This is a genomic window from Nocardia sp. NPDC055165 (genome assembly GCF_053606985.1).
The window spans coordinates 32,153-46,434 of record NZ_JBSGSS010000001.1; the positions used below are offsets into that span (position 1 = coordinate 32,153).

The window sequence follows — 14,282 nt, forward strand, 5'->3', positions numbered from 1 at the left end:
TCCGCGGCGTGACCATCTCCTACCGAAGCAAACAACGGCCGAGCGACCGCGAATTGTCACAGCTGACCCTCGGCCCGGTGCGGCACAACGGCCACGAGATCCGATTGCGCCCACCCCGGATGTCGGATTTCGCCGCGTGGCGCGAGATCCGACTGCGTGATCGCGCCCATATCGAACCGTATTGGAGCACCTCCCCGCTGCCGTGGGAACGACGGCACACCGCGCGGCGCTGGGCGCGCGAATGTCTGCTGGCCCGTGCCGACATGCGCGCCGGACGCCGCTACGCGGGTGCGATCGAGGTCGACGGACAATTCGTCGGACAGTTGGAGTACTGCGTCATCGACACTGCGACGAGGACCGCCGAGTCCAGCGCCTGGATCGACGCCCGCTGGGCAGGCCACGGGGTGATCACCGTGGCGGGCGCGATGCTGCTCGACTACGGGGTCACCGCGCTCGGGCTGGTACGCGTTGTCGCACCGATCTCGCCCGCCAACCTGCCCGCCGCCGGATCGGTGCGCGCCCTCGGCTTCCGCAAGGAAGCCACCATGGCCGTGGCCTTCGACGCGGGTGGGTCGCTGCGTGACCACGCGTTGTGGGCGTGGACCGCACGTGACAGTTCGACCCCCGAGACTTTCGCGGTTACGCCACGGTTCCCAGCGCCGGCAACCGATCCATCCTCGCGCACCGGTGGGCCCGCACCGGCGATCATCGCGATCGCCGCGCTGCGGCTGTTCCTGTGGATGGTCGTTCGCCGTCTGCGTCGATACGCGCTCGCCCGGGCGGTGCGGATCACCGTCACCGGCGCACCGAACATCGCGGTGCGCAGCCTGTCCCGCACCGACCGGGTCGACTGGCAGGCGGCCGCTACCGCACACCGCGCCCGGCTCGCACCGACCGACCGGCGCCGGCATCGGCGCGAGTGGCACCGCGCCCTGCGCAACGCCCGTCACGGGTTGCGGTCACCCGGCGGGCTGGTCCTCGTACTCCGCACCGAGGGCCGGTACGCCGGGGAGATCCGATTGTTCGAACCGACGATGACCGGGCGCGTCGCCCGGCTGTCGGCCTGGGCGGATCCCGAGCTCGTCGAGGCCACGCAGCTGGGGGCGGCGCTGCGAGCAGTCGCCGAACACGGGTTCGACGAACTCGGGCTTCGGCGGATCGCCGCCGAAGTCCCCAGCGCCGACCCCGCGCCGAACACCGCTTTGACTGCCGCCCATTTCACCGAAGAAGGTGTGCTCCACGACCATTGCGGCCCCACGGGCGTCCGCGCCGACCATCGCCTGTGGGCCCTGACCACACCACCGAGTCACGGAGGTCGCCGCTGATGCGAACGTTCCAGCGCAGCAATGAGATCCAGGCCCGCCTGCACGATCTGGTGCCGGGCGGCGCGCACACCTACGCCCGTGGCGCCGATCAGTACCCGGAGAACATGGCGCCGATCCTGGTGCGCGGCAAGGGCGCGCACGTGTGGGACGCCGACGGCAATCGCTATGTCGAATACGGGATGGGGTTGCGGTCGGTGACGCTCGGCCACGCGTACCGACCCGTGCTGGACGCGGTGTCGTCGACCATCGCCGACGGGGTCAGCTTCACCCGCCCCACCGAGCTGGAACTGCTGGCCGCCCAGGACTTCCTGGATCTGGTGCCCGGCGCCGACATGGTGAAGTTCACCAAGAACGGTTCCGACGCGACCACCGCCGCGGTGCGCCTGGCCCGCGCGGTGACCGGACGCGAACGCGTCGCGGTCTGTCAGCAGCCCTTCTTCTCCGTCGACGACTGGTTCATCGGCACCACACCGATGTCAGCTGGTATCCCCCCGGTCGACACCGTGACCTTCCCCTACAACGACCTCTCCGCGCTGCGTCGAGTCCTGGCCGCGTCGCCGATCGCCGCCGTGGTGATGGAACCCGCGACCGCCACCGGCGAACCCGAACACGGCTACCTGTCCGCGGTCCGCGACCTGTGCGACCGGTACGGCGCCCTGCTGGTCTTCGACGAGATGATCACCGGTTTCCGCTGGTCGGCGGGTGGCGCGCAGGCCGTATACGGCGTCGCCCCCGATCTGTCGTGCTGGGGCAAGGCGATGGGAAACGGTTTCCCCATCGCGGCGCTGGCGGGCAAACGCGAGTTCATGGAACGCGGCGGGCTTCGGACCGACCACGACCGCGTGTTCCTGCTGTCGACCACGCACGGCCCGGAGACCGCGTCGCTGGCGGCGTTTCGCGCGGTGGTGCACGCCTACCGCACCGAGGACCCGGTCGCCCGGATGGAAGCGGCCGGTAGCCGGTTGGCCGCGGGAGCGAACGCGATCGCCGCCGAGCTCGGCATTGCCGGGCACCTGTCGGTGACGGGTCGCCCGTCCTGCTCCATTTTCCGCACGCACGACGCCGATGGTGTTGCTTCGCAAGCCTTTCGAACCCTGTTCATCCAGGAGATGCTGACCCGAGGCGTCCTCGGTCAGTCGTTCGTCACCTCGGCCGCCCACGACGACACCGCCGTCGACCACACCATCGCCGCGTTCGCCGAGGCCGCTCGGGTGTACCGCACCGCCCTCGCCCGTGGCACCGTCGACGGCCTGCTGACCGGTCGCCCGGTCGCCCCCACCCTGCGTCGCACCGCCGCGCCCCGACAGATCGAAGCGAGCACCCGCCGATGACCCGTGTCGCCATCGTCCACGAACGTTTCACCGAGTTCGGCGGCTCCGAGGCCGTGGTCGGCGAATTCGTCGAAACCTGGCCCGATGCCGAGGTTTTCGCACCGATCGTCGCGCCGGGCGGCCTGCGCGAGCCCGTGCGCACTGTGCACGACACCTGGCTCAGCACGGCGCACACCTACACCGGCGGCAGGCACGCTCCCCTGCTCCCGTTGGTCCCGCGCGCGCTGCGGCGAATGCCGTTGCGCGACTTCGATGTCGTGGTGATCAGCCATCACGCGTTCGCCACCCAGGCCGCCTTGGCCACCGACGCACCGGTGGTCGCCTACGTGCACTCCCCCGCCCGCTGGGCGTGGGATCGCGAATTCCGCGCACAGGAGGCAGGCGGTCGTATCGGGCAGCTGGCGCTGGGCGCACTGGGCACCCTGGCCCGGCGGGGCGAACTGCGCGCCGCCCCGCGGCTCACCCACGTCATCGCCAACTCGCACGCGGTCGCCGAGCGGGTCACCGAATGGTGGGGGCTGCCCGCCTCGGTCGTCAACCCGCCCGTGCAGGTCAGCCGCTTCACCCCTGATCGGTCGGTGGCACGCGAGGACTTCTTCCTGTGCGCGGGCAGGCTCGTGCCCTACAAGCGCGCCGACCTCGCCATTCGCGCCGCGCAGCGGGCCGGGGTTCGCCTGGTGGTTCTCGGCGAAGGCCGGTTCCGCGCGCAGCTCGACGAGATCGCGGGCTCGGAGACGACCTTCCTCGGCGCCACCTCCGGCGAGCTGTTGCAGGACATGTACCGGCGCTGCCAGGCCCTGCTCATGCCGGGCATCGAGGACTTCGGCATCGTCCCGGTGGAGGCGATGGCCTGCGGCACGCCCGTGCTCGCGGTCGGTGCCGGTGGCGCCCTCGATACGGTGCGCCCCGGCGTCACCGGCGAGTACGTACCGGCCGGATCCGATGCGGACGTCGTCGCGGCGCTGGCCGACGTGATGCGCGAATTCCGCTCGGCGTCCTACGATCCCGCGAAGATCCGCGAGCACGCCCGCACCTTCGCCCCCGAGGTGTTCCGCACCAGGATCGCGAGCACTGTCGGCGACGTCCTGGCGGATCGGTAGCGACATGTTGTCTGAAACTCTCGGTTACTGAAAGTATCTGTCACACATACCCTTTGACCTGCGGCGATGGGTGACAATTCCCACACGGTGATACCACGCCATCAGCTTGCCCGGCTAGGTTACTGACGAGTACGGTAAGCGTAGCCGGGACGACGATGTGCCCGGTTTCTCTCCAGCCACTTTGCTGCTGGACCTCAACCGTTGATTTCGCATTCACCGCCGCATGCCGATCACTGTTGCGCGACACCGTGTTTCGAGATTTTCAGGAGGAGCGATGGTTTCCTACATCGTGACAGGCGGTACCGGATTTCTGGGTCGACGCGTGGTGCGGGGGCTGCTCGCAGCCGACCCCACCGCGATCGTGCACGTGCTGGTGCGCGCCGAGTCGCTGCCCAAGTTCACCGCGCACAATGCGCAACATCCCGACAGCGACCGCGTGTTCGCGCTGGTCGGGGACCTGACCGCCGACGGCCTCGGTCTCGGTGACGGCGCACCGCGTGCCGATCACGTACTGCACCTCGGCGCGGTCTACGACATGACCGCCGACGAGGAGACCGCCCACGCGGCCAACGTCGCGGGCACTCGCTCGGTGATCGAATTGGCCCGCAACCTCGATGCAACCCTGCACCACGTCTCCTCGGTGGCGGTGGCGGGCGACCACCGCGGCAAATTCTTCGAGGAGGATTTCGACCTCGGCCAGAACCTGACCTCGCCGTACCACCGCACCAAGTTCGCCGCGGAGAAACTTGTTCGCGAGGCCACCGACGTGCGCTGGCGGGTATATCGCCCGGCGATCGTCGTCGGCGATTCGCGGACCGGCGAGATGGACAAGATCGACGGCCCGTACTACTTCTTCTCGGCCATTTCGACGCTGGCCGGCCTGCCGTCCGAACTGCCGCTGCCGCTGCCCGATCTGGGTGCGACCAATGTGGTGCCGGTCGACTACGTCGCCGAGGCGATGGTGCGACTGGTGCGCCGCGACGGCCTGGACGGGCGCACATTCCACCTGGTCAACCCGCGGCCGCAGCCGTTCGGGGAGATCTACCGCGCACTGGCCGCCGCCGCGGGCGGTCCGGTCGGCATCGGCACCGTGCCCGGCAGCGCACGCGCGCTGAGCGGGCTCGGCCACGTGCCCGGCGCGAACACGGTGCGCGACTTCCTGTTCGAACAGGCAGGTATTCCCGCCGAGGTCGCACCCCACGTCGGATTCACCGCCGACTTCGTCTCCGATTCCACCCAGGCGGTACTGCCCGGCCTAACCGTGCCCGCCTTCGACACCTACGCCGACCGTCTCTGGGACTTCTGGCGCGTCAATCTGGACCCGCACCGCGGTCGTCCCGCCGCCGACGCGCACCCGCTCTCGGGCCGCACGGTGCTGATCACCGGCGCGTCCTCGGGTATCGGTCTGGCCACAGCCCACGCCGTCGCCCGCCGTGGCGCGATCGTGCTGATGATCGCCCGTGGCGTCGAAGATCTCACGGCCGCAGCGGAATCCGTGCGCGCCGAAGGGGGCACCGCGTTCTCCTACCCCTGCGACATCACCGACTCGGAGGCGGTCGACCTCCTCGTCAAGACCGTGCTGACCGAGCACCACCATGTCGACTACCTGATCAACAACGCCGGTCGCTCCATCCGCCGTTCGGTGGCCAACTCGGTGGACCGGATGCACGACTTCGAACGCACCATGGCGGTCAACTACTTCGGTGCCGTCCGCCTCATCCTGGGGCTGCTTCCCTCGATGCGCGAACGTCACTTCGGCCACATCGTCAACATCTCCTCCATCGCCGTGCAGACCAAGGCACCTCGCTTCGCCGCCTATGCCGCGAGCAAGTCCGCCCTGGACAACTTCAGCGATATCGCCGCCGTCGAAAACCGTGGCGACGGTGTGTCTTTCACCTCGATCCGGATGCCGCTCGTGCGCACCCCGATGATCGCGCCCACCGATCTCTACCGTTCGCTGCCCCTGCCCGACCCCGACCGGGCGGCCGACATCGTGGTCCGCGCTCTGCTGGAACGCCCCGACCGCATCGACACCCCCGCGGGCACCTTCGCCCAGGCGGTCGAGATGTTCCTGCCCTCGCTCAAGCGCACGATCATGCACACCGGGTTCCGGTTCTTCGGCGAATCCACTGCGGCACAGGGTAAGTCCGTTCCCGCCGCGGTCACCGAGCCCGCCGAACCTACGCGCAATGCCCTCACCGTCCTCGGCCCGGTCTTCGCGCCGCTGATGGTGATGCCGAACTCGGCGGCCCGCATGAGCCGGGTGCTGCCCGGCGTGCACTGGTGACATCACCCTGAACACCCGGCCGGTCACGACGTTTGTCGTGACCGGCCGGTTCGGTTCACCGCAGCCAGGTGCTCGCCCAGGCGGCGAGGGTCGTCGGCGTGGTGGTGAGCACCGTCCGCGGGTTCTCCGCGACGAATCCGGAACTCAAGCCCGCGGACATACCGGCGATTCCGTCGATCTGACCCTGTCCGAGGCCCGCTGATCGCAGCGCTTCCCGGAACTCGTTGTCGGCGAGGTGGATCGGGGTGACCGCATGGCCCAACTGCCGACCGAGGATCTCGGCGACCTCGGTGAATGTCAGATCCCGCGGACCGTGCACGGCCTGCACGACACGCCCCGACCAGGCATCCGACAGCAGTCGGGCCGCCGCCACCTCACCGATATCGCGCGGATCCACCCAGGCCATCGCATGGTCGGGCGGCCACGGTGTGGACAGCGTGCCCGCCCGGATCTCGTCGAGCTGGGTCAGCAGATTGGTGAAGAAGTAGCCGCACCGCAGGTGCACCACATTCGCCCCGGTCTTGTCGAGCAGCTCCTCGGTGCGCGCCAGCCCGTCGATTTCCCCGGCCCCACCCCGCTTCTCAGCACCCACACTGCTGACGAACACCGTCGCCTCGATCCCGTTCTCGACAACAGCACGCGCCGCCGACGCTCCCATCCGCGCGAACCCCGCCACCGGATCACCCTCCACCAGCGCAGGCGGATCCACCCAGAACAACCGATCCGCCCCCACGGTGGCCCGCACCACCGCCTCCGAATCCCCCTGATCGACCCGCACGACATCGACGAACTCCCGCATCGCGGCATCGAGCCGCCCTGGATCGCGCATCAGTACCGTCGGCCGGACCCCCGCCTGCACCAGCAACTGCACAACCCGAGCCCCCACATGCCCGACCGGCGTAGTGACAACAACCTTCTTCGCGTCCTCTCTCAGTTCCATAACCCCACGCTAAAACCCATCGCGGCCAGTTCCTGACCGCAACAGCCGACAGATTTCGCCGAATTCGCCGGCTCTCGGTTCAGCGTGAACGAACCAGGTCGAGGGAAGTGCTCGGTGACCACGGCTGCCCTGCGGCGATGAGGGTACGGGTGGCTCGGAGTTCTCTCGGCCTGGCCATGGCTACGGCACCGACGGGGTGACCGTTGTGCAGGGCGATCGCGAGGAAGTCCCGGGAGCCGAGGTCGCCGTCGATGACCAGGTCGTCGTGGGGGTGCAGCCAGCCTGCGAAGTGCATCGACAGGCCGTGTTGGTCGGTCCAGCCCCAGGGGACTTCGGCGGGGGCCGCGGGGTGGCCGAGGATGGCTTTGGCAGCCGCGGCGCCGTCCGACATCGCCGTGTTCCAGTGTTGGCCGCGTTCGTATTCGCCACGGCGGGGGTTGAATGCGGTGGTGGCGTCGCCCGCGGCGAAGACGGCGGGGGCCGAGGTGCGGTAGTGCTGGTCGACGATGATGCCGTCGTTCACCGCGATGCCGGCGGATTCGGCCAGGGCGGTGTCGGGGATCGAGCCGATGGCAACCAGGGCGGCGGCCGCGGTGAACGTGCGGCCGCCGGTGGTGGTCGCGGTGACGCCTGTGGCGGTGTCGACCAGTTGTGTGGTGGTGACACTGTTCTCGACGACGACGCCGTGCTCGATGTGGATGTCGCGCACCAGGTTCGACACGGCGTTCGGCACTACCCGATCGAGCAACCCCGGCCCGGCGTTCAACAGCGTCACCTCGGCGCCGAGACCGCGCGCGGTGGCGGCGACTTCGCAGCCGATGAGCCCGCCACCGATGATGAGCAGCGAGCCGCCCCTGTCGATCGCGGTTTGCAGTGCGACGACGTCGGCCTGTCTGCGCAAGGTGTGCACGCGGGTGGACGCAGTGTCGATCGTGCGCGCGCCTGCTCCGGTGGCGAGCAGCAGGCTGTCGTAGCCGAGCACCTCGCCGGTGCTCAAACGCACTGTCGCGCTGTCGGTGTCGATCGCGCGCACCAGCGTGGCAGGGCGCAGATCGACCGCGTTGTCGGCCCAGAACTTCACCGGCTTCAGCACCGCCCGCTGGAACGGCGTAGTGCCCGCGAGCAGCTCCTTGGAGACCGCCGGTCGGCGGTACGGCAGGTCGGGTTCGGCCCCGACGAGCACGATCTCACCGGCGTAGCCCTCGCGTCGCAGGGTCTGGGCGGCGGTGGCGCCGGCGACACCGGTGCCGACGATGACGATCCGTCCACTCATCCGCGGCTCACCTCCCGCATATCGAAATCGGCCTTGGCGGCACCACAGTCGGGGCAGGACCAGTCGTCGGGAATGTCGTCCCAGCGGGTGCCGGGTTCGATACCGTCCTCGGGCCAGCCGAGCGCCTCGTCGTATTCGAAGCCGCACTGGACACACTGGAACAGTCGATAGTCGCTCATCGGGTCGCGCCTTCCCTCGGTTCGAAGTCGACCTTCTCGCGCACACCGCAGTCGGGGCAGCACCAGTCGTCGGGGATCTGCGACCAGACCGTGCCGGGCGCGAAACCCTCACGGGGAGCGCCGAATCGCTCGTCGTAGACGTAGTCGCAGATCGGGCAGAGGTACGCCATCAGTTCACTCCGTACTTCGCCAGGACCCGCGCCCGCTTGCTGGGCTGGATGTTCACGCGGGTGATGTCGCCGTTGTAGTGGGCGAGCACGCGATGGTCCATCACCTTGCGCCACAACGGCGTCACGTAGGCCAGGCCGATCAGGCTCGCGTAGCCGCTGGGCAGCTCGGGCGCGCCGTCCATGTGGCGCAGGATCTGGTAGCGGCGGGTGGGGTTGGCGTGATGGTCGCTGTGCCGTTGCAGGTGGTAGAGGAAGATGTTGGTGACGATGTGGTCGGAGTTCCAGCTGTGCTCGGGGGTGCAGCGCTCGTAGCGGCCCGAGGCGGTCTTCTGCCGGAGCAGACCGTAGTGCTCGAGGTAGTTCACCGTCTCCAGCAGCGAGAAACCGTAGATCGCCTGGATCACCAGGAACGGCAGAATCGACGGACCGAACACCGCGACCAGCCCCACCCACAGCACGACCGACATGAGCCAGGCGTTCACCACGTCGTTCTGCAGCGAGAACGCGCTCTTGCCCAGCCGCTGCATGCGGGTGCGCTCCAGCTCCCACGACGAGGTCAAGCTGCCCCACACGCTGCGCGGCAGGAAGCTCCAGAACGATTCGGCGAAGCGCGCACTGGCCGGATCCTCCGGCGTCGCGACGCGCACGTGGTGGCCACGGTTGTGCTCGATGTAGAAGTGGCCGTAGAAGGTCTGGGCCAGCGTGATCTTCGACAGCCAGCGTTCGAGTTCGTCCTTCTTGTGGCCGAGTTCGTGCGCGGTGTTGATGCCGACGCCGCCCATCGCGCCGATCGTGAAGGCCAGACCGATCTTGGAGATCAGGCCGAGACCACCGTCGATGCCGAGCCAGGACAGGTTGTCCGCGGTCCACAGGTAGCAGGCGAACACCAGGCTGAACACCTGCAACGGAATGTAGGCGTAGGTGCAGTAGCGGTAGTACTTGTCGTTCGCCAGCTGCTCCATCACCTCCTCGGGCGGGTTCTTGCCGTCGGGCCCGAAGAACCGGTCGAGGGTCGGCAGCAGCACGTACAGCAGGATCGGCCCGAGCCACCACCACACGGGCGCGACGGCCTGCCAGCCGAACTGGTTGAAGGCCCACACGAACCCGCTCGCCAGCAGCGTCGCACTGGGGGCGACGAGGCCGAACAGCCACAGGTATCGCTTGGGATCTCGCCACTGCGGCGGCGCCGCCGATCCTGCGTGGTCACCGATTCGAGATGTCGTCATTGCCATTCTCCTCATCACCGAGACTTCGGACACCTTCTCGCTCGAAGTCGTCTTCGTTTACACATTAGCGCTTGTTGTTCCGATTGGATACACATTCACGCAGATTGTCAATGAACGAGCACATCGATGGGCACATGTAGGATGATCACGTGGCCGAACCACCGAACTTTCAGGCAGAAATGCGCCAACTGCTGCGCGACCGGATGATCGACGCCGCGCGCACGATGGTCGTCAGCGAGGGCTGGGGCGCGGTCAACATGTCGCGGGTGGCCAAGGAGGTCGGTATCAGCAGGCCGGTCCTCTACAAGGAGATCGGCACCAAGCAGGCGCTCGCGGATGCCCTGATCGAGCGTGAGACCGGCATCTACCTGACCGGCATCGCCGAGACGCTGGCCCGGCATCCGGCCGACCCGCTCGCCGGCATGACCGCCGCCGCCGAGTACACGCTGCGCGCCGCGGGCGACAACACCCTGATCAAGGCGGTGCTCTCAGCTCGCCAGGACGGCGATACCGCCTTGCTGCCCGCCCTGGTAAGCGACCCGGAACCGGTACTCGGGCGGGCCGTCGCCGCCCTCAGTGCCACCGTCCGCGAGCAGTACGAATTCGCGTCCCTCACCGATGACGAGCTGACCTCGGTCGTCGAGATCATGGTCCGGTTGACGCTGAGTCATCTGTTCCAGCCGACAGGCAGCGTCGACCGCGCGGTGGCGCAGGTCGGCGCTGTCCTGTCGGGGGTCATGCCCGCGCTCTGAGCGGGCTCACAACCGCGCGTTCACCTGTCCGGCCGCGGCCGCGAACGCCCACCCGTAGCTGCCGTGCGCGGCTGGGAACACCCCGCCCGCGCACACCGGATCGCCTGCGGCGCAATAGTTCGCGGTGCGGTCGGCGTACAGCGGTGCGACCGGGCCGCCGATCAATCGCAGGGGGTCACCGAACAGGAGCACCGCGACGACGCGCGAGGACAGCTCCGGCGGCAGCACCCACGCTCCGGGCAACGGGACGGAGCCGAGGACACCGTGGGTGACCACCGCGCCCTGGGAGTAGCCGACGAGAACGAAACGCTGGTCGGGGCAGGCGGCGGCCTGCTCGAGCAGGTGGCCGGTCATGGCCCGGGTGCCGTCGGGCATCGAGGTCGGCACCAGCAGGTCGGCTGGGTAGTCCACGCGATGGGCGGTGGTGTCCACCGGTAGTTGCGCGCTCAGTACCGCGTAGAGCGGGTCGCCGATCGCGGCTCCCAGATAGCCGGGTTCTGCTGTGCCGCGGGCGATCACGACGTCGAGGGTGGCGCAATCCTGCGCCCACGCTGTCAGTCCCGGGGACATCGCTGTCCCGATTCCCGCGGTCAGTAGCAACACCGACAGCGCTCGCGCTGTTTGCCTTGCGACGATACGAATTGCCTTCCGATAGGTCATCGTGCCCACCCACTCACGCCGTTGTGAGAAATAGAGAAAGAGCGATTCACCTCCTGCCCAACAGCATTCGGTGTGCTCAGTGGTGGAATACCCGTTGACCTGCATCGTCATGGCGCGAACTCGGCATCGGCTGCGCCACGGTTACATCTCGGATCGCCTGCGGCACAACGCCGCTGCGCTACCTCAGTGCTTCTTCGGCTTCTTCTTGTACTTGGGCTTGTCGTGATCGGGCTCCCACTCGTAGCCCGCCACACCACGTTCGCAGTAGGAGTCCGCGACGAGAACGTCGCCTTGATCGCGTTCACACCAGCGCGACTTCGAGCACGAGGTGGCGCCGAGGCCTGCCACGACGGCGAGTGTGAGGACGGCGGCGCCGGTACGGGTTCGGGCGTTCATGAGCGTGTCGAGCCTTTCATCGAATGAGATGTCGCAGGTCAGGCTGTTTTCCAGGACTTGCCCCCACCTGCCGACTAACCAATGCTACGTTCCAGGCATGTCGAGCACAGTGCCTGCGCCCACCGAAGATTTCACCCCCGACGCGATTGTCGTCGGCGCCGGACTCGCGGGCCTGGTGGCCGCGCACGAGTTGGTGCTCGCCGGACGCAAGGTCCTGGTGCTCGATCAGGAGAATCGCGCCAACCTCGGCGGGCAGGCATTCTGGTCGCTGGGCGGGCTGTTCGTCGTCGACAGCCCGGAGCAGCGCAGGATGGGCATCAAGGACTCCTACGAACTGGCACTGCAGGATTGGCTGGGTTCGGCCGGTTTCGACCGCGACGACGAGGACCGGATGGGCCGCGAGTGGGCGAAGGCTTACGTCCGTTTCGCCACCGACGAGAAGCGGGATTACCTGCACGCCCTGGGTCTGCGTTTCACCCCGCTGGTCGGCTGGGCCGAACGGGGCGGTGGCCTGGCGGGCGGACACGGCAACTCGGTGCCACGGTTCCACCTCACCTGGGGCACCGGGCCCGAGGTACTGCGGGTGTTCCGCGAGCCGGTGCTGGCCGGTGAGGCGAAAGGGTTGGTCCGCTTCGCCTTCCGGCACCGCGTCGACGAGCTGATCGTCGACGACGGCGCCGTGACCGGCGTGCGCGGCAGCGTTCTCGCCCCCTCCGACACCGACCGCGGTCAGGCCTCGAACCGGGATGTGGTGGGCGAGTTCACCTTCCGAGCCCCCGCGGTTCTCGTGAGTTCGGGTGGCATCGGGCACGCCCACGACCTCATCCGCCGCAACTGGCCCACCGAACGGCTCGGCCCGTGCCCGGAGCACATGATCTCCGGTGTACCCGCCTATGTCGACGGCCGGATGCTCGGGATCTCCGAGGAAGCCGGGGCGGCGCTGGTCAACCGCGATCGGATGTGGCACTACACCGAGGGCATCCACAACTGGGATCCGATCTGGCCCGATCACGCCATCCGCATCATCCCCGGCCCGTCGTCGCTGTGGTTCGACGCGAACGGAAACCGCATGCCCGCACCGTGTTTCCCCGGTTTCGACACCAACGAGACCATGCGCCAGATCCTGTCGACGGGCTACGACTACTCGTGGTTCGTCCTGAACCAGTCGATCATCGAGAAGGAGTTCGCACTGTCGGGTTCGGAACAGAACCCCGACATCACCGGTAAGGACTTGAAGTTCACGGTGCGCAGCAGGCTCGCCAAGGGCGCGCCGGGCCCGGTGGAGGCGTTCAAGCAGCACGGCGTGGATTTCGTGGTCGCCGACTCCCTGGCCGAACTCGTCGACGGCATGAACGACATCTCCCGCGGTCCGAAGCTGGACCTGGCCGCCCTCGAGCACCAGATCGTGGGCCGCGATCGCGAGGTCGCCAACTCCTTCTCCAAGGACGCGCAGGTGACCGCGACCAACAGCGCCCGCAAGTTCCTCGGCGACAAGCTCCGCGTCGCCAAGCCGCACCGCATCCTCGATCCTGCCCACGGCCCGCTCATCGCGGTGCGCCTCAATGTGCTGACCCGCAAGACCCTCGGCGGTCTGCAGACCGACCTCGATTCGCAGGTGCTGCGCCCGGACGGCTCGGTGTTCCCCGGGTTGTACGCGGCCGGTGAGGTCGCCGGGTTCGGCGGTGGCGGCGTGCACGGTTACAACGCGCTGGAGGGCACGTTCCTGGGCGGGTGCATCTTCTCCGGTCGGGCTGCCGGTCGAGCGATCGCGCGACGCGCAGCCTAGTGCGGGTGCCGGGGGGCCAGGGTGCGTGACGCTTCCTTGGCCACCTCGGCCAGCGCCCGAGCCAGCCGCGCGGTGTCGAGCGCGGTGCGCTCACCATTGACCGTGCCCGACAACGAGATCGCGGCCACCGCGACACCGCGGCCGCGGATCGGCACCGCCACGCAACCCACGCCCGGCAGCGACTCCTCGGTGTCCACGGCCACGCCCTGACGGTTGCGGATACGGGCGAGTTCGCGATGCAGTTCGGCCCGGTCGACGATCGTGCGCGCGGTTCGTGCCACGGCATTGCCCCGCAGCGCGGCCTCGGCGATGCCGGGCTCCAGCGTGGCCAGCAGCGCCTTGCCCACCGCCGTGGAGTGCGCGGGCAGCCTGCCACCGACACGGGTCGGGATGACCACCCGGCCGCGGCCCCCCGAACGATCCAGGAACAACACCTCACGCCCGTCCAGCACCGCGAGGTGCCCCACCAGCCCCGTGCGCTGACTGAGTTCGTAGAGCAGTGGCCCCACCACCTCGCGCAGTTCGTTCTGCTCGGCCGCGAGCCCGCCGAGTTCGAGCACCCGCAGCCCCAGCCGGTAGCCGCCCGGAGTGTGCGCGAGCCAGCGCAGCCGGATCATCTGGTCGAGGATGCGATGCACGGTCGAGCGCGGCAGCCCGGTGCGTTCGGCGAGCCCGAGCAGCGTCAGCGTGGGTGTGGCGGCGTCGAACGCGTCCAGGATGAGCGTCATCCGCTCGATCATCGACGTCGGCGGTGCCCCGGTCGCCCGGCCCGATCCGGTCCACAGGTTCTCGGGCGCCGGTTCGGTCACGATCTCGACCGTCATGTGATCCAACCTCCACAGTGCGTAGCGCTAACA

14 protein-coding genes are annotated in these 14,282 nt (G+C 68.5%); 6 read left to right on the plus strand and 8 right to left on the minus strand.

Annotated features, from left to right (window positions below; translation table 11 throughout):
- The first annotated feature begins 8 nt into the window (after positions 1-8).
- The 4 genes from ACWFRF_RS00150 to ACWFRF_RS00165 all read left to right on the plus strand — a co-directional run bounded on the left by ACWFRF_RS00150 (position 9) and on the right by ACWFRF_RS00165 (position 6,043).
- Entirely contained in the window at positions 9-1,325 is a 1,317-nt protein-coding gene (locus ACWFRF_RS00150) for a GNAT family N-acetyltransferase (protein ID WP_452448318.1), read from the plus strand.
- Positions 1,325-2,656 (plus strand): glutamate-1-semialdehyde 2,1-aminomutase, encoded by a 1,332-nt coding sequence (locus ACWFRF_RS00155; RefSeq protein ID WP_452448319.1) that lies wholly within the window; start codon positions 1,325-1,327, stop codon positions 2,654-2,656. Before ACWFRF_RS00150 ends, ACWFRF_RS00155 begins: the two co-directional genes overlap by 1 nt.
- Complete coding sequence (locus ACWFRF_RS00160) at positions 2,653-3,756, plus strand: glycosyltransferase (protein ID WP_452448320.1); 1,104 nt, start codon at positions 2,653-2,655, stop codon at positions 3,754-3,756. The genes ACWFRF_RS00155 and ACWFRF_RS00160 overlap by 4 nt, the downstream gene beginning before the upstream one ends.
- Positions 3,757-4,030: 274 nt before the next feature.
- Positions 4,031-6,043, plus strand: coding sequence for an SDR family oxidoreductase (locus ACWFRF_RS00165; protein ID WP_452448321.1), 2,013 nt, complete (start codon positions 4,031-4,033; stop codon positions 6,041-6,043).
- Between the two features lie 55 nt (positions 6,044-6,098).
- Here the strand turns inward: ACWFRF_RS00165 and ACWFRF_RS00170 are convergent, their stop codons facing one another.
- The 5 genes from ACWFRF_RS00170 to ACWFRF_RS00190 form a co-directional block, all read right to left on the minus strand.
- Entirely contained in the window at positions 6,099-6,983 is an 885-nt protein-coding gene (locus ACWFRF_RS00170; protein WP_452448322.1) for an NmrA family NAD(P)-binding protein, read from the minus strand.
- 79 nt (positions 6,984-7,062) lie between these two features.
- On the minus strand, positions 7,063-8,256 hold the full coding sequence (locus ACWFRF_RS00175) for an NAD(P)/FAD-dependent oxidoreductase (RefSeq protein WP_452448323.1): 1,194 nt from the start codon (positions 8,254-8,256) through the stop codon (positions 7,063-7,065).
- Entirely contained in the window at positions 8,253-8,435 is a 183-nt protein-coding gene (locus tag ACWFRF_RS00180) for a rubredoxin (protein ID WP_266289085.1), read from the minus strand. Before ACWFRF_RS00180 ends, ACWFRF_RS00175 begins: the two co-directional genes overlap by 4 nt.
- Positions 8,432-8,608 carry a rubredoxin gene (locus ACWFRF_RS00185; RefSeq protein WP_378997037.1) on the minus strand — a complete coding sequence of 59 codons (177 nt, stop codon included), beginning with the start codon at positions 8,606-8,608 and terminating at the stop codon, positions 8,432-8,434. The genes ACWFRF_RS00180 and ACWFRF_RS00185 overlap by 4 nt, the downstream gene beginning before the upstream one ends.
- On the minus strand, positions 8,605-9,831 hold the full coding sequence (locus ACWFRF_RS00190) for an alkane 1-monooxygenase (protein ID WP_452448324.1): 1,227 nt from the start codon (positions 9,829-9,831) through the stop codon (positions 8,605-8,607). Before ACWFRF_RS00190 ends, ACWFRF_RS00185 begins: the two co-directional genes overlap by 4 nt.
- A 149-nt stretch (positions 9,832-9,980) precedes the next feature.
- Here ACWFRF_RS00190 and ACWFRF_RS00195 point away from each other — a divergent pair, with 149 nt between their 5' ends.
- Entirely contained in the window at positions 9,981-10,583 is a 603-nt protein-coding gene (locus ACWFRF_RS00195) for a TetR family transcriptional regulator (protein ID WP_449961264.1), read from the plus strand.
- 6 nt (positions 10,584-10,589) lie between these two features.
- Here the strand turns inward: ACWFRF_RS00195 and ACWFRF_RS00200 are convergent, their stop codons facing one another.
- Positions 10,590-11,243, minus strand: a complete 654-nt coding sequence (locus ACWFRF_RS00200) for a cutinase family protein (RefSeq protein WP_379318408.1) — start codon at positions 11,241-11,243, stop codon at positions 10,590-10,592.
- Positions 11,244-11,426: 183 nt separating this feature from the next.
- The gene (locus tag ACWFRF_RS00205) at positions 11,427-11,639 is read right to left on the minus strand and encodes a hypothetical protein (RefSeq protein WP_378997029.1); all 213 of its coding nucleotides are present in this window, start codon (positions 11,637-11,639) and stop codon (positions 11,427-11,429) included.
- Between the two features lie 97 nt (positions 11,640-11,736).
- Between ACWFRF_RS00205 and ACWFRF_RS00210 the strand changes: the two genes are divergently transcribed.
- Entirely contained in the window at positions 11,737-13,425 is a 1,689-nt protein-coding gene (locus ACWFRF_RS00210; protein WP_452448325.1) for an FAD-binding dehydrogenase, read from the plus strand.
- Here ACWFRF_RS00210 and ACWFRF_RS00215 read toward each other — a convergent pair.
- Positions 13,422-14,249, minus strand: a complete 828-nt coding sequence (locus ACWFRF_RS00215; protein ID WP_387447388.1) for an IclR family transcriptional regulator — start codon at positions 14,247-14,249, stop codon at positions 13,422-13,424. The genes ACWFRF_RS00210 and ACWFRF_RS00215 overlap by 4 nt on opposite strands.
- Positions 14,250-14,282: the final 33 nt, after the last annotated feature.